Raw genomic sequence first — 23,862 nt, 5'->3', positions numbered from 1 at the left:
ACCAGGAGGCCCACATACGATGACGATTAATCATGCCATTACACGCCGCGGACGCGAGCTTCAGCAATACACGGCTGAGCTTACAATTGACCCTGCACAGCTTGATGCCTTCTGGGAAAGAGCGCTGCAAGCTTACGAGAACAAGCCGCTCGCCATTCAGCGCGAGCGGCAGGAGTCTCCTTTTCCCCATATAACAATCGATAAATTAACGTATAAAGGCTATGACGAGACGCCGATTCACGGCTGGTTCATGGTACCGCACACACCTGATGCCGAGAGCACATCAGCGTACCCGACCATTGTCACTTTCCCAGGCTACACCGACGATAAAGGCTACCCCGAGCGCTACGCGCAGTGGCTGCTGCTCGGCTATGCGGTGTTTGCTGTAGACGTGCGCGGTCAAGGAGGCGAGACAGGCAACTATATGCCAGAGGAGAGCGGCTCCATCAAAGGCTGGGTGTCTAGCAACCTGCTCGTGCCAGAGGGCTCCTACTATCATGCCCTTACGATCGACGTCGTGCGCGCAGTCGATGCGGCAGCGGCGCAGCCAGAAGTCGACATCACAAGGCTCGCTACTGTCGGCGGCAGCCAAGGCGGTGGTCTTGCGCTTATCTCAGCCGCGCTTAATCCGAAGGTAACTGCCATTATCGCGGACATTCCGAATATGTGCAACATGGACCATGGCGTGCTCCATTCAAGCAGCTCGCTGGCGGAGATCGCCCAGCACCTGAAGCGTTACCCAGAGCGGACTGAAGCAGTGCTGCACACGCTCGCCCACTACGATATGCTGAACCTGGCTTCGCGCATCAACGTACCAGTGCTCATGTCGGTCGGTTGGAAGGATAGCGTCTGTCTGCCAGAGACGATCTACGCCGTCTATAACCGGATCACGTCGGAGAAGCTCATCTACGACTACCCGTTCAGCGGGCATGAGGTAAGCGAATATCACAATAGGGAACGGATTACTTTTCTTCAGAAACACTTTACACTTTAGCTCATTTTTACCAAAGTAATTCGTGCATAACCTGCCTCCATCCGCTATAATCGAGATAAAATAAGTTTCATAGATCGGTTATGAGAATCAATAAGAACCTCCGTTATTCGCTGCATGAAAACTGCCGGAAACTGAGGTTCTTTTGTTCTATTTGGCATAATAGACTCACTTTAGGGAGGCGGTATGTCCATGAAACAATCGATCGTCAAATGTCCAGGGTGCGGCTTGCTGCTCCCTAACCAGTACTTCGCCGAACCGGCGCGCTTCCATGCCTCAGGCGAGTGCAATGAGCTCTACAATCAACTATCTTTCTACACGACGTCGCACGGCAATCCGGAGTTTATCCATCAGCTCGCGCTAGACTGCTACGGCGCACAGCATTCCGGCGGTTTCACAAAGTCAATTACGACCGCATTCTCGCTCATTGGACTTTACTTGGTAGAAGAGCACGGTTTCACCGGCAAGCAGGTGCAGCAGGTACACATGACGCTTGGCCGAAGTCAATCCTCCTGGCCGGAGCTTGCCCCGCCCAAAACGAGCGCTCCGATTACGGTACAGGATGTGCTGAATGCAGAAGCGGGTGAAGCGCGAGACGCTATGATTCGCACATGGGTAAGCGCAGTATGGGCCAGCTGGGCGCACGCCCACGACTGGGTTAAGGAAGCTGCGAAGCCATTCATTCAATAACAGAAGGTCACTTACAGGCAGCGCTTAGCTGTCCGCAAGTGACCTCTTTTCTTCCTTGAAGAACAACTTCATCATCGGCGGCGTCACAATGGTCGTTATGAGCACCACCACGACAATAACGGCGAACATGCTCTTCGAAATAAGCGCCTCTTCTAGGCCGATCGACGCGATGATGAGCGCCACTTCGCCGCGCGATACCATCGCTGCGCCAATGCCGAGCGCCGGCCTCCACCCGAATCCCGACAGCTTAGCGCCCACCGCTGCGCCAGCTAGCTTCGAGATAATCGCAATGAGGCTAAGCACGATAATAAGAACATAGCTGCTGCCTGTCAGGCCGTGAAATTCGACCGCCACGCCAATGGATGTGAAGAAAACCGGCACAAAGATCGAATAGCTGATGCTCTCTACCTTTTCGAAGATTTCATGCTTGTAATCGGTCACGCTAATTGCAACACCTGCGATATAAGCGCCGATAATATCCGCAACACCGGTATACTCGGCAAAATAAGCATAGCTAAAGCACAGGACAAGCCCCGCGGAGATGACCGTTTCCGTGACCCGCAGAGACGAGAACCGTCTCAGAAACCAAGGTACGGCAAGCCAGCTGAACAGCAGGGCGACCGCAAAGAATAGCCCTTTCTTCACGATAATTAGACCGAGATTGACATCGCCCCCGGTGAAGCTCATGACGAAGGCGAGCGCAATAATAACGACAACATCATCAATGACCGCCGCGCCTAGAATGGTCGATCCTTCCGGTGACTTTAGCTTGCCCATCTCCTTCAGCGCCTGCACGGAAATGCTGACGCTCGTAGCGGAGAGCAGCAGACCGAGGAAGATCGCTTCAGGGTTGGACATATCGAGCACGACACCGGCCGCATAGCCAAGCCCAAACGGTACAATAATGCCCGAGAGACCGACGTAGGCTGCAGACTTGCCAGTACGCTTGAACTCTGCCAAATCCGTCTCGAGGCCCGCTATAAACATCAGCAGGATGACGCCGATTTTGCTAATTTCTTTCAGCACTTCCGTCTCATGAATAAGGCCAAGCACAGTCGGTCCGAGCACAATACCGATCAGCAGCTTACCGAGCACGGAAGGCTGGCCAAGCCTGACGCTGAGATGGCCCGCCAGCTTAGAAGCGATTAGAATAATAACAAGTTGATAAATGAGCATGCCTTATATTCAATCCCTTCCCAAACAGATACAGGAGGTTGCGCAAAATGGACTCCGAACAAATCATCGCTATGATCGCCGAGAAGCTTCGGAAGGTGCAGGGCATCGAAGCCGTCGTCCTCGGTGGCTCAAGAGCCAGAGGCACGCACACGCCTTCTTCAGATATTGATATTGGTATTTATTATAGCAATTCGGAAGCGATTGACCTAATTGCCTTGCGTGCGGTTGCATCGGAGATTCATGATGACGGGAATGCTGTCTTGACCGATATCGGCGGCTGGGGGCCATGGGTGAACGGTGGTGGCTGGCTGACGGTACAAGGCTGCGCGGTTGATTTTATATACCGGGACTTGCAGCGGGTAGCCCATGTTATGAACCAGTGCTTAACGGGCCAAGTGACGATCGACTACCATCCGGGACATCCGCATGGCTATACGAATGCGCTCTATGTGAGCGAGGCAGCGGTCTGCCATATTCTATGGGATGCGACAGGCACACTCACCGATCTGAAGGCACGCACATCACCTTTTTCGCCGATTCTGAAGCAAGCGCTGGTGGATAAGTTTCTATGGGAAGCAGACTTCTCCTGCTCAATTGCCAAGAAGGGCATTGCTCGCCTGGACGTATCCTACATTGCAGGCTGCTGCTACCGCGCTGTCTCCTGTCTCAATCAGACACTGTTTGCGCTGAACGAGACGTATTGGATGAACGAGAAAGGCGCTGTTCTTCTATTAGATGATTTTCTACGGAAGCCACATGACTACAGAAATCGTGTGGATGTAGTGTTCTCCGGACTATCAGCGGATGCTGCCAAGCTCGAAGCATCGCTGCTGCAGCTTCACGCAATCATTCAAGAGACGCAGCAGCTGACAGAAGCAAACACATTTTAAACAATTATCACCACACTTCCTAAACACCTTTTGCCTATAATTTGATTCAAAGAGATCGGATCAATGCTAAACAAAGGGGCTGCTTTCGATGTGGTTGTTAAACAATGTTTCAATAAAGAAAAAGCTTAGCGGTTTGCTTCTTATCCCGCTGGTGCTGTTTATAATCATCTGCCTTTATTTGATTCAAAGAAACAATACGAATTTGAATGACATGAAAACTTCGATGTATGACGTTACTGACCAGTCGACGTCGCTCATCCTGAATGCGGACCGTGACATGTATCAAGCGCTCGTCGCTTATCAGTCGATCGGCACCGGCCAGCTGACGGATGAGGGATTGAAGCAGCAACAGCAGGATCTTAGCGATAATATCGCACAAGCGGCCGAGCGTGTTGGCAAGGCTGGCCAAATTCTGTCGGACAACAACCTGTTGGCTCGCGAGCATCCGGAGTCACACACCACCGTACAGCAGAACCTGGACCGGTTCTCGGAAAATTTCACAGCTTGGTCGGGCAGCGCAGCAGACCAGAAGAGCGATATTGCAAAGTTTGACGCGGCCCGGGAGAGCTTGAATGAGCTTGGCGAGTACTTAGATAATTATGCAATCTCGCAAGCAGAGCTCATCCAGAAAGCAAACAAGACATCGAATCAGTTCATCTCTATTCTCATCGCCTTGCTCGTGCTTGCCATTGGGGTTATCGGCTTCGGCGTCATTCGGCGCATTACGAGATCGGTTGATACGATATTGAACCGGACGAAGCGCTTCGCCGAAGGCGAGCTGCAAGCAGGCACACAGACGGTTCATGACAAGGACGAGCTCGGAAGCATCGCGCAAGCCATCGAGACGATGGCGGACGGGCTGCGCCAGCTCATCAGCCAGGTCATGTCCGCGGCGGAACGCGTAACGAATGCCGCAGCGGAGATTTCCGCCACGACGGATGAAGTGGCGCGCGGCAATATGTATCAGGCAGAATCGGCTCAGACCGCTGCCGAAGTCGTTACGCAGCTATCGCAAGGCGTGCAGCAGGCGCAGCAGCGTGCGCAGGAAGCGACCAAACTGACCGTGGGCACGAACCAAGATGCGATCAACTGCAGCAAGACGGTCAGCGAGTCGCTCGCCAGCATGAACAATCTGGCGCAGCGCATGAACGCGCTTGAACAGGACTCGAGCCAGATCGGCAGCATTATCGAGGTCATCGACGATATCGCCGAGCAGACGAACCTGCTTGCGCTGAACGCAGCGATTGAGGCGGCGCGTGCCGGCGAGCAAGGACGCGGCTTCGCCGTCGTCGCTGATGAAGTACGTAAGCTCGCGGAACGCAGCGGAGACGCGACAAAACAAATCTCGTCCATCATTACCGGCATGCAGCGCAGCACCCAGGAGAGCGTAAAGGCCATGTCGACGACCGAAACGCTGTACCGGCAAGCGGGGGGCGCGCTTGAGAGCATTGTGCATCGCGTCGGCGAAGTCACGCAGCAGACGAAGGAAATCGCCGCTTCGAGCGTTACGCAAGCCGCGCAGTCGGAAGAAGTGATGAAGCAGATTGAAGCCATTGCTTCCATCAGCCAAGAAGCAGCAGCCTCCGCCCAGGAGACGGCAAGCTCTTCCCAGACGCTCGGTACGTTGGCGAATCAACTCACCGCTGTCGTACGGAAATTCCGCATATAAGCTTGAAAGGCCGGACCCTATTCGCTTTAGAATAGGGTCCGGCCTTTCTTTATGATCTTCGCAGCAGCTCGGCTGCAAGCCGCCGCACCGCACGGAAGCGCGATTCTCGGCCATGCGCCGCAATATAGCTGTAATCCACCAGCTTCACACCGGCATCCTTCATAGCAACGTGCATATCGTCATCAAGCATAAGCCGGTACTCCCATACCCGCTTCTCCCAATGCGGAATGGAAGCAACCATCGCCGGATCATCAATCCCCGGATGAATGTAGGTCTCGCTTATCCCTTCAGGCAACTGATACAGCTTCGCTATAATCTCCTGCTTGAAGGAATCGTAGGTCTCCTCTTCAACGATCTCGAACGGATGCGACAGCAAGTAATCCGGTAGCGCTACGCCGAGCGTTCCCGCAAGCGCGGACGCTTTGCTCGCCGCCCGCTCCACGCCGTCAATTGTCGCGAGCACGTCATCCGCATGAACACGGCGAAATATCCGGAAGGGCACCTTCCATCTCGCGCATCTCATCAGCACTTGCGGAATATGCGTCCGCCCGGCAGCAATGCCGTATAAACTGCCCATGTGGTTGTCTGCATGGGTTATCTTAATGCTATGTCCCCGGACAAGCTCATACTGCGCGTCCAGCTCCTTCATGACCGATTTCGTATTCGCGCCGCGCTCGAACTCCAGCACCGTTTTATACATATAACCGTGCTCATCATGCAGCGATGCATCACCGGTCAGACTCTTCCACCGAAGCGCGTCGAATTCACTCGTCAGCGTGAGATGCAGTCCGATATTGGACTGCCCGCGCTTCCTGCACCACGCCGCCGCCTCTTCGAAGCCAGGCGCAGGCGCCATCAGCGTAGCGGAAGATACTCGGCGCTCCTCGAGCAAATGCATAATCGCTGCGTTCATTGCCGGACTTTGGCCAAAATCATCGCAGTTGATTACCAGGTACTTCATGACGCACCTCCCCCTTATCCCCGCCACCACGGCGCAGCCGGATACACGCCGCTCCCAGCCACGACCGTCTCCCCGATGTGTGGCGCAGCTAGGGTAACGCCTCGTTCCTTCGCCGCCTTCATCGCCCGCTCAATCGGATCGTACCAATCATGGAATGCGAGCGTAAACGCGCCCCAATGAACCGGGATGAGCAAGCGCCCCTGCACGTCCAGATGGGCTTGCACCGTCTCCTCCGGCATCATATGAATCGCGGCCCATCGCTCGTCATACTGCCCGCACTCCATGAGCGTCAGGTCAAACGGACCGTACCGTTCGCCAATTTCTTTGAAATGCGGCCCATAACCGCTGTCTCCGCTGTAAAACACCTTATGGCGCTCACCGGCAATGACCCATGAACTCCATAATGTCGAATTGCGGTCGAGCAAGCCTCTGCCCGAGAAATGCCGCGCTGGCGTACATGTGAGCTTCAGCTGAAACAGCTCCAGCTCCTCCCACCAATCATGCTCCGTAATTTGAGCCGGATCAATGCCCCAGCTGCGAAGTCTGCTGCCTACGCCGAGCGGCACGATGAAGCGGTTCGTCTTCTGTCTTAGCTTCAGAATGGAGCCTTTATGCAGGTGATCGTAATGGTCATGAGATAGAATAATAGCGTCTAGTTGCGGAAAATCCTCCGGTTCGAGCGGCAGCGAGCCGCTATAGCGTTTGCCTCCGAAGATCGGAACAGGCGATGGCGACTTCGCAAACATCGGATCGAACAACAGCCTCCGCCCTTCAAGCTCAAGCAGGAATGCGGAATGTCCGAACCAGGTTACCTGAGGTTGGTCAGCCTCTGTCCTTGCAGTGAATGCGGCCTGCTTGAACGGAATCGGCTGCGCCGGATTGCGCTTCGGATTGCCTCGCACCGTATCACGCAGCATGCTGACGATTGATGTAAAGCCCATTTCCATATTCGTCGGAATGCTATTGATGTACTTGCCCCGCTCTTTCTTCGATGCCATGCGTACTCGTTCCCTTCGCCGCTCATGTAATGGTCATGATTTTATCCCATTATAGTACAATTCAGCTCTTCATAATAATGCGTCCGCCCTGCAAGGGACGCAGGTATGCTACACTTAAAGACAAACAAGCTGCAACAAGGAGAATCGACTACAGATGAAACTCGTATCATGGAATGTAAATGGGCTGCGCGCCTGTGTGACAAAAGGATTTTATGATTATTTTGCCGAGGTAGATGCGGATGTGTTCTGCTTGCAGGAGACGAAGCTGCAGGAAGGCCAGATTGAGATGGAGCTTGGGGAAGCGTACAAGACCTATTGGAACTATGCCGAGAAGAAGGGCTACTCGGGTACGGCCGTCTTCACCCGCGTGGAGCCGCTATCTGTGCGCTATGGCATGGAAGAGGATTACGAGCCGGAAGGCCGCCTGCTCACGCTCGAGTTCGAGGGCTTCTACCTCGTTAACGTCTACACGCCGAACGCCAAGCGCGATCTATCGCGGCTGGATTACCGGCTGGAATGGGAAGATCGATTCCGCCGCTATCTGGTGGAGCTAGACGCGAAGAAGCCTGTCATCCTATGCGGCGACCTGAACGTCGCGCATGAGGAAATCGATTTGAAGCATCCGAAGCCGAATCTCGGCAACTCCGGCTTTACTTTGGAGGAACGCGAGAAGATGACGCTGCTGCTCGGCGCCGGCTTCACCGACTCATTCCGCCATTTCTACCCGGAGCGGCCGGATGTTTATTCATGGTGGTCGTACATGCCGAAGGTGCGCGAGCGGAATGTTGGGTGGCGGATTGACTATTTTGTCGTCTCCTCCAAACTCGAGCCCGCACTTGTCGACTCGCAGATCGACTGTCACGTCATGGGCAGCGATCATTGTCCGGTTGTACTCACCTTAAATGAGGAAGCGTTATATTCAAAATAATTATAGGCCTTTAGCAAAAAAGCCGGGAGTCCTCTGTCACCTAACATTGACGAGGATGTTCCTGGCTTTTTGGCATACAGCGTTAGCTGTCAGTGCCTTCCCATTCCTGCATGAACCGCGTAAGATATGCCTCCATATACTTGTGACGCTCCTCCGCTATTTGCTTCGCAGCTGGCGTATTGATACGATTCTTCAGCTTCAACAGCTTCTCGTAGAAATGATTAATCGCCGTATTTCTTCCCTCGCGGTACTCCTTCGGCGTCATTTCATCACGTGGGGCAAGCGAGGGATCATACATAGAGTCACCCTTCCAGCCGGCATAAGTGAAGGTCCGCGCTACGGCAATCGCTCCGATCGCATCGAGCCGGTCCGCATCCTGTACTACTTGGCCTTCAATCGTCCGCATCGGCGGGTTTTTGCCGGCATTGTAGGACATGGTCGAGATAATCTCCATCACATGCGCATTGTCCTCTTCGGTCAGCGGCTGTCCGTTCAGCCAGCTGCTCACTTTAAGAAGTCCCGCCTCCTTCGACGGATTCAGCTTTTCATCCGCAACGTCATGGAGCAGCGCGGCGAGCACGCATAGAAACACATTCGCGCCTTCCTGCTTCGCGAGCCGCTCCGCCATCCGCGCGACACGGTGGACATGCCACCAATCATGGCCTGACGTATCGCCGCCAAGCTCAGCGCGAGCCAGCTGCTCCGCCGCTTCGAGAATGTGCTGCTCGGAATCGGAATTATTGGTGTTGGAATTGGAATTGGTGTTGGAGTTCGAGTTCGAATTCGAGTTGGAGTTGTGCTCCATCAGCTCTGCCCCCTTGTCTGCAAATCGCGCCACACTTTCTTATTGCTATACTCCTTAGCCGAGCTTATATCAGGCCCGAACCAGTCCGGCGACGTAAACGCCAGCGCTTCCACTTCGGACTCGAATTCAACCTCCAGCACCGTCAGCTGAATCTGGTCGTAAATGTCGATTTCGACCGTCGTCGTATCGTTCCAGCGCGCCGTAATGCGGTTCTTCGTCAGCGGAATGGCCTGAAGGGCCTGCATCACTTGCTCATAGAGACCTTGCGATATGTCGTATTCAATCTCTTCCCGAACGAGGCCGCCTCCGGATTTAAACGTGTGTGTGAAATGTACGTTGTTCGTCGCCAGATCAACAATTCGGCGCACTCGCAGCTCCTGACCATCCGCAATGGCAAGATAGGTCTGTTCAATACGCTGCTCTAACAGAATGACAAGCTCGCCTGATTGAACATGCGCCTCCGGGTAGGCAGGCAGCAGAAATTTGCGTTCGACTTCAAGTGCCATCTTCATCTCTCCTCTTTCGATACTCGATACTCTTAGTCCAGTGGAATATAGCTATTATAGCCCAAATTGATTCCCACTCCATATTCTGGCACACTAAAGAGGTGTCCAATTCTCCCTAAGGAGTCGATCGCTTGTGAAAATCACTTATCATGGTCATGCATGTATTCAAATTCATACCGGGGACAAATCGCTGATTATTGATCCCTTCTTGACTGGCAATCCAGCCGCTGTACTTACGGCAGATTCGATTAAGACCGACGCTATCCTGCTGACGCACGCGCATGGTGACCATATCGGCGATGCCGCGCCAATTGCAAGTGCAAACAATGCTCCCGTCGTTGCTATTGTCGAGCTTGCCACGTATATGTCCTGGCAAGGCGCGCAGACAATCGGCATGAACATGGGCGGAACCGTCGATCTCGGATTTGCTAAAGCGAAGATGGTCCAAGCCTTCCACAGCTCGGGCATCGTCGATGAGGCAAACAAGCAGATTTTGTACGCAGGCATGCCGGCAGGCTTCCTCGTATTTGCGGAAGGGCTTACCATTCTCCATGCCGGCGACACGTCGCTCTTTGGCGATATGAAGCTGATTGGCGACCGCCACAAGATTGATGTCGCCTTCGTTCCAATCGGGGACCATTATACAATGGGGCCGGAGGATGCGCTTCAAGCGGCAGAGTGGTACAACGCGAAGCTGGTCGTGCCGATCCATCACAGCACATTCCCGCCCATTAAGCAGGATGCCGAGCAATTCGTCAGCCAGCTCGAAGCACGCGGCCTACAAGGGAAAGTAATGGCTCCTGGCGATGAGCTTCACGTAGAAGGATAACAAACAAATACAAATACAATCACAAATACAAGAAACGTCCGTTCCGGCTGCCAATTCGGCTTTCGAAACGGACGTTTCTTGTGTACTCCTACCTGTATCTATGCCAATCCGCCGTTTGTCTGATAATCGGTAATGCCATACATTGCTCTAAACTGCTCCATAGTCAGACTAAGCTTACCGTCCTTGTTCAGCGGTAACTTAACATCAAGCGTCAAGAAGTTGCGAATCATCTGGTAGTTCTCATCAAGCAGATATAAGTACACATACCCGACGACGAATCCATTCACAACTTCACCGCTAACCGCCGCACGCTCTCTCCGCATGTCCCCACCGATCATTCCGTAATGGTCGATTACGTAGCTATAGCGCTCCGGCTTCGTCGACATTTGGAAACTCGTATTCGTATGGAAAATCGCTGCTGTCCTGAGCAGATCATCGTTCCACGCCGAGATCGAATGACCGTCATCATCCACGTACGATGCGCTGTTCTTCGAAGTCGAATTGTATAACTGATAATTCGGGAAGTCCCCTTCGACCGTAAACGAAGTGCTGCCCAGCATCGAGAACGGGAACATCATGATACCGTTAATCGCCTGTACAGTTGGCGTATCGCCGCGCATGGGACCATGCTCCTGACCGTCATCATCTATCAATACATTGCTGCCAGCACTCATATACATCGCAGAATAAGGCTCCTCTTTCTTGCTGAGCTTGAACTTCTTCCCTACGACAACTTCCTCCACGTTGAATCCGAGCTTCTTCAGCCCTTCCATAGCCGGCACCATCAGGTTGCCGTCCTTATAAACCGGCTTCTTGTCAAAAGAGATCGTCTTCCCATTCAGCGCAATCGAATACGACTGACTCTTGTACATCTGCATCGCTTTGCTAATGCTGAAATCAACCTTGCCGTTTTTGTATGGCAGATTAAGCGCCATCTTGTCCGTCTGCAGCTCATAGCTGCCACTCTTACGATTACGGATGGAAATATCGTAATAGCCTCGGATGTAATCCTTGTGCGCATCGCCGTAGTATTTGACGCGAATGTCCTTCATCATGCCCTTCTCGACTATGGTCTGGTCGATCACATTCAGGTAGGAGGGGTACTCAGCTTCAATGGTGTAGGTGCTAAGCTTCTCATCATGCCAGATGACCTCCGTTTGCGAAGCTTTCTTAACCTCGGCGTCCGTCAGCAGCTTCCCCTTCAAGTTCGTTTGATACTTCTGCTCCTTCACCTGCTTGTAGGTATTGAAAATATAGTCATGGGTCTGCGAATCTGTAAGCGAAGTGGCAGGAACAATCATTTGGAAAGCGCTGATGTCGAGATAGACAACGCCATTGATAAGCTGTACCGGTTCTGCGAGCGTCAACGTATGCGTCAGCATCGTGTACGACTTGCTGCCCACCTTGAAGGTGCCGGCATGGTTCGCATCCTTCAGCACTTTATAGGTATTGTTCTTTACTTTCTCCATGACCTGAGCTCCGCCAGCTTGGAACATCTCGCCTAACGGGACAAGCACTGTCTCGCCCTTCACTATCGGTTCGTGCTTGAAGACGACCCGTTTGTTGTCGATCATAATAATCGGCTTGCTCTTCGCTTCCTTCGCAAACGTCATCGCCGGCATTACCAGCAGAAACACCATTACCGCTAACCCTAACTGCCACCATTTTCTCATCGTGCTGCCTCCGCTGTTCGTATAATTAATGTACACACATCTGTTCATTATAACGGAAACCTGCCCCAACGAAAGGAAAAATTATGTAAATGTTGGTAACCCTCTTTTGTTATACTACTATTACAAAATGACCTGCACATGACTAGGAGAGACATCGCCGATGCCGGATTGGTCTTATCAAACGTTGTTCCGCCCCCTCTTGTTTCGCCTGCCAGGGCGGATGGCACGCGCGCTTACACTTGGCGCGATCGGCACACTCAGCCGCTTGCCGCTAGGCTCCTTCGTCATCCGTACGCTCGGACATATGGAGCCATCTCCCCTGCTGCGCAGCAGCATTGGCGGGGTAGAGCTGCCCACGCCCGTCGGTCTCGCGGGCAGTGTCGATCCCGCCGGAATTGCGCACCGGGCGATGGCGCAGCTCGGCTTCGGCTTTATCGAGCTCGGCCCGATTATGGCCGAGCCTGCTGCCCCGGCTGCCGGCAGGGCGAGCGCTGCTGCGCCGATCATGCTCGATGCCGCACGCGAGCGCATCGTTTATCCGGCGTACGCGGAGAACGCCGGCGCTGCCGCCGCCGCCGCCGCCCGCCTTGCGAAGCCGGGGCACGCGCTTGCGCAGCTCGTGCGGCTGACTCCGCTGCCGGGAAGCACGCCGGAGCACGCGCTCTCGCAGCTGCTGCCAATGATGCGCCTGCTGCGATAAGCAGGCGCAGCAGGCTTCTTCGTTGATGCGCTGCAGCAGCCGCTTGATCCGCAAGGGACCGTATGGCTGCTAGAGCAGCTTCGCGCCTCTGCGCGTGCGGATGACGATCTTCAAGGAGCACTTCTGTTTCTATATATTCCTCATGATGCGGAGGAAGCTCGTCTTGTCGAGATACTTAAGGCTACCGAGTTAGTCTTATGGACAGGCGCGGTTATCGGCGAATCGCGAACGGTGGATTCAGGGGAGCTTGTGCTCGACCTGAATGACCGGCAAACCAGCCTTGCGAAGCTGAAGCTCCTCCGGGAGCTGGCGCGTCCTTACGCTGACGACTTTACACTAATCTCTGCGGCCGGTCTCTATGAGCCGCAGGATGCGCTTGACGCAATAGCTGCAGGCGCTTCCTATGTCATACTCCATGCTGGGCTTGTCTTTGCCGGACCGGGATTGCCGAAGCGCGTCAATGAAGCGATTGTGCATGAGAAGACGAGGCTGCTTCCCGCTCCGGAGCCCGTATCCTTCTGGCGGCATTGGGGCTGGATGTGCCTGCTCGGAATCGGCATGATCTTCGGCGGGCTGCTCGCATGGATGATCGCCGCCACCTCCGTGCTGCTTCCTTATGATGAGGCATTCCTCGGCCTGAAGCGTAGTGCGATCCATCATATCAACCACCGCTTGCTGCATTTCATGTCGCATGACCGGATTACGCTGGCTGGAACGATGATCTCGATCGGCGTCATCTATTATCAACTGGGCCGTTACGGGCTGCGGCACAGCTTGCATTGGGCGCGCATGGCGCTGCTAGTCTCGGGCACAGTCGGTTTCTTAAGCTTCTTCCTCTATCTCGGCTATGGCTACTTCGACCCTCTGCATGCCGTGGTCGCACTACTGCTTTTGCCCCTGTTTCTGCTCAGCATGCGCCGGAATCCCGACCAGCCGTTCCGGGGACCGGTGAATGTCAGAAATGACGCTGTTTGGCGGCGTGCCATGTGGGGGCAGTGCTGTATGGTCGTGCTCGGCTTTGCGCTCGTCATAGGCAGCATTACGATTTCGGGGTACGGTATTACGACTGTATTCGTACCGCAGGACCTGGCTTATATGGACACGACCGCCGCTCAGCTGCAGGCGCTAAACCCGCATCTTGTGCCGCTCATTGCCCATGATCGGGCCGGCTTCGGAGGCGCGCTGTTCTCCGATGCGCTCGTACTACTGATGATGGCTTTATGGGGGCTCCAGCAAGGTCAGCGATGGTTATGGTGGACCTATCTGCTCGGCGGCGCGCCGGCTTTCATCGCCGCTTTCTCGGTTCATATGCATATTGGCTATACCGACTTCGTCCATCTGTCGCCAGCCGTCTTCGCTCTCGTGCTCTACATGGGCGGGCTTGTGCTGCTTTATCCTTATTTGATGCCAAGCAGGCCATCGATGCCATGCGCCAGCGACGGTCGATCGTGAACGGTTTTTCGAGCATTATTTTACAATAGCTTGCCGCTCATCGCTGCTTGGGGCGCTCCATAACGGAGCGCATTTTCGTGTCGAGAAATGAAAAAACTCCCCATTGACACTATACAAAACGTATCATATCATTAATTATGATACAATTTGTATATATGGATAGAGGAGGGACAGACAAGTGAGCCTGAATATGAAACGAAGCGCGTATGTTGGACTAGCTGTCTTATTCATGTTGATGATGCTGCTGCCGCAGCTTGTTTCGGCAGAGAGTCTGCTGACACCCGGACAACTTCATCTTGAGCATGACACGTACACAGTGAACGAGGGTGAAGGTGCATTAGTTGTTAAAGTGCTGCGAACCGGCGGCAGCGACGGTGTTGTCACAGTCGACTTCTGCAACTGTGGCAATTCCGCCACCCCAGGCGTGGACTATAACCACGTGAACGGTACGCTGACGTTCGGTGATGGTGTCACAGAGCAGCTCATAGAAGTTCCCATTGTGGATGACTCGATCGTTGAAAGCCTAGAGATGTTCAAGGTGTTCTTGAAAAACCCGACCGGCGGCGCTACCATTATCCAGCCAGAATTGGCGTGGGCATCCATTATTGACAACGACTCGAATAGTGTAGCGAATGGCTCCGTTACAGGAACGGTCATCAATGCCGTTACACATGGCAATCTGTCCGGTGCGGCTATCCAAGTCTTCAACAGCGCGAATGTGTCAGTCCGCACAGCTGTATCCGCCGCTAACGGAGGTTACTCCTTCTCGCTACCTCCTGGCCATTACAAAATTACAGCCTCGCGCGCCGGATACCACTCCAGCTTTACTTTCGTCGACGTGACAAGCGGTGTTGCAACATTCAGCCCGGCAATCGCGCTCGTACCGGTAACTCAGCAAAGCGACGGCACCGTTGAAGGTACCATTACGAATGCCCTCACCGGCAATCCCGTGCCAAATGTGCTGCTGGAATTCCGCAGTGGCTCTAACGTTGTCGATGGACCCGTAGTCGGCTCGGCGACGACGAGCGATTCCGGCAGCTACTCTGCCTTCCTGCCAGTAGGCAACTATACAGCAACCATCACGGGCACAGGCTATGTAACTGGGCAACTGCTAGCTGTCTCCATCGGCGGCGTGACAACAGGCAACCAGAATGGAACCGTTACACCAATACTCGCGACCGATGAGATTCGTGTCGTCTTGACTTGGGGCGAGACCCCGACTGACCTTGACTCCCATGTTACAGGACCAAGCGGAGCCGCAGACAGATTCCATATCTACTATCCTGCGTCCTACAAACATTTTGCTGATGCAATATCCAGCGTCGTTCTCGATGTCGACGACACAACCAGCTACGGACCGGAAACGGTTACGATAACAAATATTCAAGGCGGCTCCTATCACTACTCCGTGCATGATTACACCAACAGATTCTCCGGCGATAGTGCTGCAATGTCCAGTTCAGGGGCCAAAGTAACGGTGTACAAAGGCTCGAATGTCCTGAACACCTTCTTCGTTCCAACCAATACAGAAGGAACACTCTGGCATGTATTTGATTTCGTAGACGGCGTCGTTGTTCCTGTGAACACGATGTCCTTCCAGGTCGACCCTTTCACCGTTCAGTAACGAGCGGCATGAAGAAGCCCCGCCTTCATCGAGAAGGCGGGGCTTCTTGTCTATTCATAGGTGCCCTGATCTACTCCAGGTACATCGCTTTCAGCTTCGCACGCTCTTCCTTCGTTACGCCTAGACCTTTCTCGATGAACGCGTCGATGGAGCCGTATTTCGCTTTCATTTCATCGAGTGCAGCTTGCAGAAATTCTTTCTGAACGCCCATCAGAGCTGACATCGCTTTAATCACGTTCTCGTCTGGAATTTGCTTCTTCAGCGCTTCAATTGTCGCTTTGTTCGCATCTGCACGGTAGAAGTTGGAGAGCAGGTAATCGTTCATAACGGTTTGCTCATCTACACCAAGTGTCAACAGGATGATTGCAGAGCCAAGACCCGTACGGTCTTTACCCGCTGTACAATGTTGAATGAGCGCCATGTTGCTCGGATCATTCAACAGCTCCATCAGCTGCACATAGAACTTCGGCGCATTAACCATTTGCTTGTTGAAGCCTGCAAGCATTTGAACGGCAGAAGCCTCGTCCTTCAATACGCCGGACTTGATCATCGTGTTAAGATCAGCCGTGCTGCCTGGGTTGCCTTCGTCTGTACGAACATACTTCATGCCAGCGACTACAGGATCCTTCATTGCGTTTACTTCCGCATCCGTACGGTAGTCAACGTCGGTCTTAATATTCATACGCTTCACATACTCAAGGTCCTGCGCAGTCAGATGGCCAAGCTCTTCACCACGATACAGCTTGCCCCACTTCACTGTCTTGCCGTCTGTCGTCTTATAGCCGCCAAGATCGCGGAAGTTGAATGCGCCTTGCAGATTTACTTTACGCTCTGCTGCTGTAATAACCGCGCCATTCCCGCCTTTTACAGCGAAGTAAACACGGTAGCCCGGCTTTGGATCCGGTGTTACGAAGCCGCCGAAGCTTGTATATGTTTGCGCCAATAGTTTGCCGTTCTTCTCGATGTTGTCAGGCGATGTGCTCCAGTAGATTTTTGCTGCGCCAAGGTTAGCGTCAGTCTTCCAGTTAATAACTATGCTGCCTTTCGCATTGCGCTCTACGCTTGCAGATACGAATTGACCCGCTTTCTTCGAAAGTACAGGTGCGGCTGCTGCTGCGGAAACGGAAGATGTGATGACGGACAATGCAAGTACTGCACCTAGCACCGCAGTTGTAGCTTTGAATCCTTTGGACACGGGTATTCCTCCTAGTAATGTATAATCAACAACTTGCTTGTCCTAACAATACGGTGCGGTTGTTAAGCAAGCGCTAACGCTTCGTGAAGATATCGAAAATGGTGCAACCTTTGCAAAAAAGCCCCTTCTCGCAGCCCATGAGCGGGCAGCAAAAAGAGGCCTTGTCTGTCCTAAAGTCTTCCGTGTGCTTAGAGCTGCGCGCTTCCTTCCGCTTCCGTTTCCGCCTTTGCCCTGCCGACGTTTAATCGTTGGCCGAGCCGCTGGATCGGCACGCCGGATAGAATCAGCAGCGCTGCGAAGCCGTCGATGGCGCTAAGCTGCTCACCAAGCAGCAGCATAATAAAGAGCAGCGTAATGAACGGCGTGAAGAAGGTAAAGCTGGCAACGAGTGATGCCGTGGAATAGCGCAACGCTTGAATGTAGAGGAAGAATCCAAGCACAATATTGCACATGCTGAGCCAGAACACGCCTGCGAAGTCTGTTAAGTGAGGCAGCGCCGGCTCCGAGAGGACGAACATGCCGAATGCGGACAGCACGAAGGAGATGACCGTCATGTATAACGTACTCAGGAGCATATCCTGCTTATTGATTTTTACCAGATTCGTGAATAGCCCCCAACTGATTGCGGCCAGCACCGCTAGCAGATCGCCCGTCAAATTCGTGAGCCGGAGCGCGGTGAAATCGCCTTTGGTCGTCAGCAGCACCGTCCCCATAAAGCCCATTAGAACGGCAATCAGCTTGTAGCGGTTCATCCGCTCTTTATGAAATGGAATCGCGAAGAGAACAATGAAGATCGGGAACAGGTAATTCAGCATGGACGCCTCCACAGCCGGGACACGGGTAAGTGCCTCCAGATATAGAAAGTCATAAAGAAACACGAATAGGCCGCATGCCGTCAGGAGCAGCAGCTGCTTGCTCCTCCATACCGATAACGCCTTCAGCTTCCCTCGGCGGAACAGGGCGATCACGAGGAAAGACAGCACACCGACGCCATTCATATAAAATAACAGCTGGTAGCTGTCTAGCTGCCCCAGCACCAGCTTGCTAATTGCAGCGACCGAGCCCCAGAGCAGCAGGAGAATCGGCATCAATACGTATGGATTCTGTGAAGCGCGCAGCTTCGGAGTAGGTTGTCGTTCGCTCATCGTTACCTCACATTATTAGGCATGTAATTCTCCCATTGTAATGGAAGGCTGATGAGCCGTCTATGGGCTCTAAATAACCCTTGTGTTCCCGAAATCGGTAGGTTATGATGATAAAGTTGACTTAATTGATAATGATTATCAATATTAATTAGATTGATCCGAGGGGGAACCATCTTTGAAACAACCGAATATGGAGGAGCTCAAAGAGCGGTACGTCGCGTTCGTGAACAGTCGCAAGTCGCTTGTGATCAGTTCGCAGGATGAACAAGGCGTACCATTCATCAGCTACGCGCCGTATGTCCAGTTGGGCGGCAAGCTGTACATCTATATTAGCCGCATTTCGGACCATTACCGTTATGTCGAGAACAATGCACATATTCATGTCATGCTCATCAACGATGAATCAGCTTCGCCGAATGTGTTCGCCCGTGAGCGTGTGCGCTGGGTGTGCGAGTCGCAGAATCTTGGCAACGAAAGATACGAAGAGATTTTCACCCTATTCGATGAACGTTTCGGTGACAAAATGATGGGTATGCTGCGTGGACTCGACTTCTCGCTGTTCGAGCTTACGCCTTCAAGCGGCCGCTACGTCGTTGGATTCGGCCAAGCGTTCGATGTCGATCTGTCCGGCGAGCGATTCGAGCACGTCGTCGTTGACCGCAAAGATAAATAATACATAAGGGAGTGTATCTACGATGAGTTATGAAGCTGTACTGCCGATCTAGCGGGTTGTCCGCGATCGGTTTCAGAAAATGGTGGAAACTTTGAAGGAAGATGAGCAACACATGGCGATGTCACCGGAATCGGCTACAATTGCACATATGATCCGCCATAATGCGGAGGTGGAGTATATGTTCGCCGATTGGTTCTTCGGCCGCAGCGTGCCCGAAGGTATTACATTCATGGCAAGCGGCAAGACCGATTCCCATGATCCTGAGGCATTCCGACTCGAAGCGCTGATCGCCTTCTCCGCAGCTGCCGATGCACATCTCACGGAAACGATGAGCGAGCTTCCGAGCGACCTATGGGATGTCGAGATCACTTCGAAGATCGGGCCGTCAACACCGCGAGAAGCGCTTGGACGCACCATTTATCATACCGGTATCCATGCAGGCCAAATTGCACTCATCCGTAAACATGCGCCGCAAGCCGCGGCAGCAGTAAAACAGTCGATCATTCAGTAAGCGGAGGATTTATCCTTCTACAAACGGAGAACCAGGCCATTAATGGCCTGGTTCTCGCGCTTTTCATATGGCTACCCTAGCGTCCTCTGCCTTCTGCATTGTCCTGCGGTGCAGGCGCGTTCTCCTGCGGAGCTGGCGCGTTATTGCCTCCTCCATTACCGCTGCCATTACCGCTGCTGTTGCCGCCTTGCTGTCCGCCTTTCTCTTGGCCGCCTTTTCCGCCGCCTTGGTTGTCTTCTACGCCGCCACCTTGGCCGCCGCCTTTATTACCTTCAAAGCCTCCGCCTTGGTTGCCTTCTGTTCCACCGCCTTGGCCTCCGCCTTGACCGCCTTCTGTTCCGCCGCCTTGGCCTCCACCTTGACCGCCTCCCGCTCCGCCGCCTTGGCCTCCACCTTGACCGCCTCCCGCTCTGCCGCCTTGGCCTCCACCTTGACCGCCTCCTGCTCCGCCGCCTTGACCTGCGCCTTGACCGCCTCCTGCTCCGCCGCCTTGACCTGCGCCTTGACCGCCTCCTGCTCCGCCGCCTTGACCTGCGCCTTTACCGGCACCGCGGCCTCCGCCAGCGCCTTTACCTCGGCCGAGACCCTTCGCTTGCCCTCTGCTCTTCGCGCGCATTTGCGCTTTGGCACCAGATTTCTTGCTCTCATAGGCGTAAACCATCGACTTCATCGTGCGCTTGTCGACGTTGCCCGTCACTGGTAAACCGTGCGTCTTCTGATAATATTTGACGCCGCGGACTGTCGTTGCATTGTAGTGCCCGTTAATCGGCCCAGCGTAACTGCCAAGCGACTTCAACATCCCTTGGATGACGTACACATCTGGCCCACGTGCGCCTTTGCCAATCGCTGAACCAATATCCGGCATGCTCACCATAACGGTTAGCGCAAGCACTACGATTCCTAGCCATTTGCCAGCTGATGCAAGCGGATTTCTTCTTCTCGGCCCTTGAGTGCGGTAATTCTCCTCCATACAGTAAGCACCTTCCTTGATTGGATATAAAGCGTCATTTGCTACCGCCATTACTATACCCAACAATGAATTTCCATTATGCTCACTGCAAGTGATTACCCACCACTCTAAATTATTCCATTTTCAACCTTCTCAACAGGTCGATTAATTGAGGGGGCTCCATCTGTTCCTGCCCTTGCTCCCTATCCTCCACAGCTTCAGCTGTATCACCTAGATCCGCATTCTCTATGTGGGATATGTAAATTTGATAAAGCAGCCCCATGCTAATGCATTCTCCCTTCCTGTACGAAGCACATCGCGAACTGTCGCCCGAAATACTTACATACCTCTCAAAATGCCGAATACGCTTTAACGACAAAAGCTGCAGGCTCCCTTGTCGAGAACCTGCAGCCTTTGTGATCTTACTCGTGGTAATCGCATCGTCACTGCTCGCCAATAAATTTGATCAGCAGCTGGTTCAGCCTGTCATGCTCCTCTACAAAAGCACCATGTCCGCTAAATTCGAATGGTACGAACTGTGAATTCGGAATCATGCTATGCGTCTTCTCCCCTTGGCTGAAGGGTACGATTTTGTCATGAGTACCATGGATGATAAGTGTCGGAACATGGATTGCACTTAGATCGCTTCCTACATTCTCATCCCGCAGCATCGCCATAATCGCCGCCGTCGAATAACCTGCCGCAACAAGTCCGAGCTGGGAGAACCATTCCGTCATCGGACTAGTCTGGTATTGGAAGAAGAACATATCGGTGACCTCACGAAGCATGTTCGGGCGATCGTTCAGCGAATCGGTAATGAACTTGTTCGCCACTTCCTTCGGCACACTGTCCGGCGAAGCAGCGTCGATAAGCACGAGCTTGCATACGCCGTGGCCTTGATGCCGCGCCATATACCGGATGGCGATTGCGCCTCCTGTGGAGTGCCCAACAAGCACGACATCTTTCAGCTGTAGCGCATCAACAACTGCCCGGACATCATCTGCCAGCCGGTCGAAATGATAGCCGTTGTACGGTCGATCCGATTCGCCGAATCCCCGCCAGTCCAAGCCGACGCACCGAAAGCCAACGCCCGGAAGCACATTGTATTGGTACTCGTACTGATTATGGTTCAGCGGCCAGCCATGAATGAACAGAATCGTTTTCTCGCCTTCTGGGTTAATGTCTTCTACGTATATGTTTACATTCTTCTCTGCTTTTACGAAAAATCCCATGTCCGTATCTCCTTCGCAAGTGGTATCACACTAGGATACTCGCCTATACGCCCAGAGGTGCTATTCGCTCAAATTCATAATCTCTATCGCATACTGCTGTGCTGCGAAGCCGCGCACTGTCACTTTGGTCAACGCGATTAAACGCTTATTCGCCTCGCTTAGCTCCACAATGGTGCCGTTCGTATTGTACGCCTTGCGTTTGCCCAGCGTCGCACTGTCATATTGACGGACCGTGCTCAGCTTGCTCGTCAGAAACGATTCCGGATGCGCAGGATCGGTCGCCATTGCATCGAAGGGTTCGATTTTGCCCAAGAAAGTCATATTCGTCGCTTTGGAGCCAGTCGCCGCGAAGATGCCCCCGTAGCCGTTCAGAATATACCGCCCGTCGGGCGTTATCCCCATTACTGTCGTCAGCGGATAGTCTCCGTGATAAGGAGAATCATAGGTTTCGCCAAAAACACCGCCGCCGATCATAAACACCCTGAAGTCTATTGGCGATCCGGTCGTATAGATCGCATAAATTTTGTCTTCCAATGGATGAAGCGCAATGCGGCTCATATCCGAAATACCGGTCGATGACAGCTCTTCATGTGTGACCCGGTCGTAGCTGATCAAATACGTATGTTGCCCGGAGCCTGATGTGACATAGATATGGTTGTTCTTATCGACCACGATGTCATACGGATCGATTCTCGTTCTCCACTTGTCCTTCACCTTGAGCGTCGTCGGATCCAGGACGGCTATCGTTCCACCTTGGTCCACATCAAACCGGAAATGACTGAATGCCGCATCGCTCATAATAACGATGAGCTCGCCTCTGGCATACACCATCTTCTGAATCGGCCGCTCAAGCCGGGTGGACACGGCCACTTCCTGCTCCGTCTCATAATTATAAGCAACAACTTGCTGCGAAGCGTCGTCCGCCAAATAGACGATCGGCTGCATCGGATGCGGCTCTTCCGAGGAGATAACCCGTTTCAGAACATGAACGTTCTTCGCCGGAACGGCAATCGGATTATCCGGTTCAGGAGTCGGCTCTTCCTCCGGCGGCGCTTGACCGCTCTCGAACTGGCTCTGCTTCAGCAGCGAAATATAGCCGAACGCAGTTAGTTTCGCATTGTGCACCCATGATAGTGCATCGTCAATTGGGACAGCAAAGTTCAAGCTTCCGTTATCCTCGATTCCCATCGACGTAATGCCCACAACTTCGCCTTTCATATTGAGCAGCGGACCGCCGGAGCTTCCGCTTGTGATCGGCGCCGTCATTTGAATGGCCGGCGAATCCCCATCCAATCGAATGCCGCTGATAATGCCGGTCGACAGCGTGTTCTGGAATCCGTCCGGGTTACCGATGGTCCAGATCGACTGGCCTTTGACCAAACTCTTGTACGTGCCCAGATGCAGAGGCGGCACGTTCGTTCTCAGCTTCGTCTTCACAAGCGCAAGATCACGCTTCTTATCCGCAGCAATCACACCAGCTACATCGTAATAGCGGTCTTGCTCCGTAACGATTTGGTAGCTGCTCGCATGATCAATCACATGGTAGTTCGTCAGAAACAAGCCGGGGCCGACTGCAAAAGCACTGCCGAAGCCAGTAGAATTGCCCGCATGATCAAATGACTCCAGCACAACGACGCTTTGGTCCATGACGCCCAGCTTCTCAATCGTTTGGGTTCGCCCGTTGTACGGATCCTTCTCGAAAGGCTTCAGCGTCTCGATCAAGTAATTGATCATATCTTTATCGCGAAGCGGATTCAGGTTTATAGCATCGTTAATGACAATAACCCCGCGGTCAAAAAACACCTGCTTGCCGAACGCCTCGCTGACTGCGCGCAGCGGGACGTAAACTCTTCCTTTCAGATTTTGCATCGGCACATCCAGCTTCTTCACAGCTCCGCCCACGCTCATCTGAGTACTGCCAAGCTTCAGCTTCACTGTCAGCGACTTGCCCTGTATCGCAACTGTGGAGTCCGACATATTCCAGCTCACAAGCGCTCCGAGGCTCTCTCCGATAAAGCGAAGCGGTACCAGTGTACGTCCATGACTCGCCAGCGGTGTAACGTCATAATTGCTCTCGTCAATCACCTTGTCACTCAAATCGACGATAGCGTTCGGACTGCCTTGGTAGAGAATAATTGCTTTCTTAAACAACACTTGAAAATCTAGCTGTTCGTTCGCATAGCTCGCGCCAGCTGGTATAAGGCCCCAGATCATAGCGGCCGCGAGAATAATAATGATTCTTTTGACGTGATGAATGTGCATGTA

The 23,862-nt window shown here is 53.3% G+C and carries 22 protein-coding genes and 1 pseudogene; 10 read left to right on the top strand and 13 right to left on the bottom strand.

All coding sequences use genetic code 11. The features are described 5' to 3' along the window. Window positions 1–19: 19 nt before the first annotated feature. Both BMY11_RS23590 and BMY11_RS23585 read left to right on the top strand, forming a co-directional pair. Window positions 20–994 (top strand): acetylxylan esterase, encoded by a 975-nt coding sequence (locus BMY11_RS23590; protein WP_090581989.1) that lies wholly within the window; start codon window positions 20–22, stop codon window positions 992–994. Between the two features lie 189 nt (window positions 995–1,183). Then, window positions 1,184–1,681, top strand: coding sequence for a DUF5946 family protein (locus BMY11_RS23585; RefSeq protein ID WP_090581987.1), 498 nt, complete (start codon window positions 1,184–1,186; stop codon window positions 1,679–1,681). Window positions 1,682–1,705: 24 nt separating this feature from the next. Here the strand turns inward: BMY11_RS23585 and BMY11_RS23580 are convergent, their stop codons facing one another. Further along, entirely contained in the window at window positions 1,706–2,857 is a 1,152-nt protein-coding gene (locus tag BMY11_RS23580; RefSeq protein WP_090581985.1) for a cation:proton antiporter, read from the bottom strand. A gap of 47 nt (window positions 2,858–2,904) precedes the next feature. Between BMY11_RS23580 and BMY11_RS23575 the strand changes: the two genes are divergently transcribed. Beyond that, window positions 2,905–3,747 (top strand): nucleotidyltransferase domain-containing protein, encoded by an 843-nt coding sequence (locus tag BMY11_RS23575; RefSeq protein WP_090581983.1) that lies wholly within the window; start codon window positions 2,905–2,907, stop codon window positions 3,745–3,747. 88 nt (window positions 3,748–3,835) lie between these two features. Beyond that, window positions 3,836–5,416 carry a methyl-accepting chemotaxis protein gene (locus tag BMY11_RS23570; RefSeq protein ID WP_090581981.1) on the top strand — a complete coding sequence of 527 codons (1,581 nt, stop codon included), beginning with the start codon at window positions 3,836–3,838 and terminating at the stop codon, window positions 5,414–5,416. Between the two features lie 49 nt (window positions 5,417–5,465). On the opposite strand, the gene BMY11_RS23565 is transcribed toward BMY11_RS23570, so the two are convergent. After that, a complete protein-coding gene (locus BMY11_RS23565; protein WP_090581979.1) occupies window positions 5,466–6,377 on the bottom strand; it encodes a polysaccharide deacetylase family protein in 912 nt (303 codons plus the stop codon). Between the two features lie 14 nt (window positions 6,378–6,391). Then, complete coding sequence (locus tag BMY11_RS23560) at window positions 6,392–7,375, bottom strand: MBL fold metallo-hydrolase (RefSeq protein ID WP_090581977.1); 984 nt, start codon at window positions 7,373–7,375, stop codon at window positions 6,392–6,394. Window positions 7,376–7,529: 154 nt separating this feature from the next. Between BMY11_RS23560 and BMY11_RS23555 the strand changes: the two genes are divergently transcribed. Next, the gene (locus BMY11_RS23555; RefSeq protein WP_090581976.1) at window positions 7,530–8,303 is read left to right on the top strand and encodes an exodeoxyribonuclease III; all 774 of its coding nucleotides are present in this window, start codon (window positions 7,530–7,532) and stop codon (window positions 8,301–8,303) included. Between the two features lie 82 nt (window positions 8,304–8,385). Here BMY11_RS23555 and BMY11_RS23550 read toward each other — a convergent pair whose 3' ends face one another. Both BMY11_RS23550 and BMY11_RS23545 read right to left on the bottom strand, forming a co-directional pair. Beyond that, window positions 8,386–9,108, bottom strand: a complete 723-nt coding sequence (locus BMY11_RS23550) for an HD domain-containing protein (protein WP_090581974.1) — start codon at window positions 9,106–9,108, stop codon at window positions 8,386–8,388. After that, on the bottom strand, window positions 9,108–9,614 hold the full coding sequence (locus BMY11_RS23545) for a CYTH domain-containing protein (protein ID WP_090581972.1): 507 nt from the start codon (window positions 9,612–9,614) through the stop codon (window positions 9,108–9,110). The genes BMY11_RS23550 and BMY11_RS23545 overlap by 1 nt, the downstream gene beginning before the upstream one ends. 133 nt (window positions 9,615–9,747) lie before the next feature. Here BMY11_RS23545 and BMY11_RS23540 point away from each other — a divergent pair, with 133 nt between their 5' ends. After that, window positions 9,748–10,443: a metal-dependent hydrolase gene (locus tag BMY11_RS23540; RefSeq protein WP_090581970.1), complete on the top strand. Its 696-nt coding sequence runs from the start codon at window positions 9,748–9,750 to the stop codon at window positions 10,441–10,443. 98 nt (window positions 10,444–10,541) lie between these two features. Here the strand turns inward: BMY11_RS23540 and BMY11_RS23535 are convergent, their stop codons facing one another. The 3 genes from BMY11_RS23535 to BMY11_RS29500 all read right to left on the bottom strand — a co-directional run bounded on the left by BMY11_RS23535 (window position 10,542) and on the right by BMY11_RS29500 (window position 12,937). Then, window positions 10,542–12,116 carry a stalk domain-containing protein gene (locus tag BMY11_RS23535; protein ID WP_090581968.1) on the bottom strand — a complete coding sequence of 525 codons (1,575 nt, stop codon included), beginning with the start codon at window positions 12,114–12,116 and terminating at the stop codon, window positions 10,542–10,544. A gap of 177 nt (window positions 12,117–12,293) precedes the next feature. After that, window positions 12,294–12,647, bottom strand: coding sequence for a hypothetical protein (locus BMY11_RS29505; RefSeq protein WP_256217735.1), 354 nt, complete (start codon window positions 12,645–12,647; stop codon window positions 12,294–12,296). Beyond that, window positions 12,620–12,937, bottom strand: a complete 318-nt coding sequence (locus BMY11_RS29500) for a hypothetical protein (protein ID WP_256217734.1) — start codon at window positions 12,935–12,937, stop codon at window positions 12,620–12,622. Before BMY11_RS29500 ends, BMY11_RS29505 begins: the two co-directional genes overlap by 28 nt. A gap of 110 nt (window positions 12,938–13,047) precedes the next feature. Between BMY11_RS29500 and BMY11_RS29495 the strand changes: the two genes are divergently transcribed. Further along, window positions 13,048–14,268 carry a hypothetical protein gene (locus BMY11_RS29495; RefSeq protein ID WP_256217732.1) on the top strand — a complete coding sequence of 407 codons (1,221 nt, stop codon included), beginning with the start codon at window positions 13,048–13,050 and terminating at the stop codon, window positions 14,266–14,268. Window positions 14,269–14,446: 178 nt separating this feature from the next. After that, on the top strand, window positions 14,447–15,892 hold the full coding sequence (locus tag BMY11_RS23525; protein ID WP_090581966.1) for a Calx-beta domain-containing protein: 1,446 nt from the start codon (window positions 14,447–14,449) through the stop codon (window positions 15,890–15,892). A gap of 70 nt (window positions 15,893–15,962) precedes the next feature. On the opposite strand, the gene BMY11_RS23520 is transcribed toward BMY11_RS23525, so the two are convergent. Then, a complete protein-coding gene (locus BMY11_RS23520) occupies window positions 15,963–17,087 on the bottom strand; it encodes a tyrosine-protein phosphatase (RefSeq protein ID WP_256217731.1) in 1,125 nt (374 codons plus the stop codon). A gap of 188 nt (window positions 17,088–17,275) precedes the next feature. Then, a complete protein-coding gene (locus BMY11_RS23515) occupies window positions 17,276–18,232 on the bottom strand; it encodes a DMT family transporter (protein WP_090581962.1) in 957 nt (318 codons plus the stop codon). 175 nt (window positions 18,233–18,407) lie between these two features. On the opposite strand from BMY11_RS23515, the gene BMY11_RS23510 reads away from it, so the two are divergent. Beyond that, window positions 18,408–18,905 (top strand): HugZ family pyridoxamine 5'-phosphate oxidase, encoded by a 498-nt coding sequence (locus BMY11_RS23510; RefSeq protein WP_090581960.1) that lies wholly within the window; start codon window positions 18,408–18,410, stop codon window positions 18,903–18,905. 70 nt (window positions 18,906–18,975) lie between these two features. Next, window positions 18,976–19,416, top strand: a pseudogene (locus BMY11_RS23505) (DinB family protein); the annotation flags it as partial. A gap of 76 nt (window positions 19,417–19,492) precedes the next feature. Here the strand turns inward: BMY11_RS23505 and BMY11_RS23500 are convergent. From BMY11_RS23500 to BMY11_RS23490, 3 genes are all read right to left on the bottom strand, one after another. Beyond that, window positions 19,493–20,386 (bottom strand): peptidoglycan-binding domain-containing protein, encoded by an 894-nt coding sequence (locus BMY11_RS23500; RefSeq protein WP_143069334.1) that lies wholly within the window; start codon window positions 20,384–20,386, stop codon window positions 19,493–19,495. 422 nt (window positions 20,387–20,808) lie between these two features. Further along, the gene (locus tag BMY11_RS23495; RefSeq protein WP_090581956.1) at window positions 20,809–21,597 is read right to left on the bottom strand and encodes an alpha/beta fold hydrolase; all 789 of its coding nucleotides are present in this window, start codon (window positions 21,595–21,597) and stop codon (window positions 20,809–20,811) included. A 60-nt stretch (window positions 21,598–21,657) separates the two neighbouring features. Next, a complete protein-coding gene (locus tag BMY11_RS23490) occupies window positions 21,658–23,859 on the bottom strand; it encodes a trypsin-like peptidase domain-containing protein (protein WP_090581954.1) in 2,202 nt (733 codons plus the stop codon). Window positions 23,860–23,862 lie beyond the last annotated feature (3 nt).

It is taken from the genome of Paenibacillus sp. OV219, from assembly GCF_900110075.1.
In the GTDB taxonomy this organism is placed as follows: Bacteria; Bacillota; Bacilli; order Paenibacillales; family Paenibacillaceae; genus Paenibacillus_Z.
The sequence above is the reverse complement of the archived record's forward strand: the minus strand, read 5'-3'. Positions and strand labels throughout refer to the sequence as shown.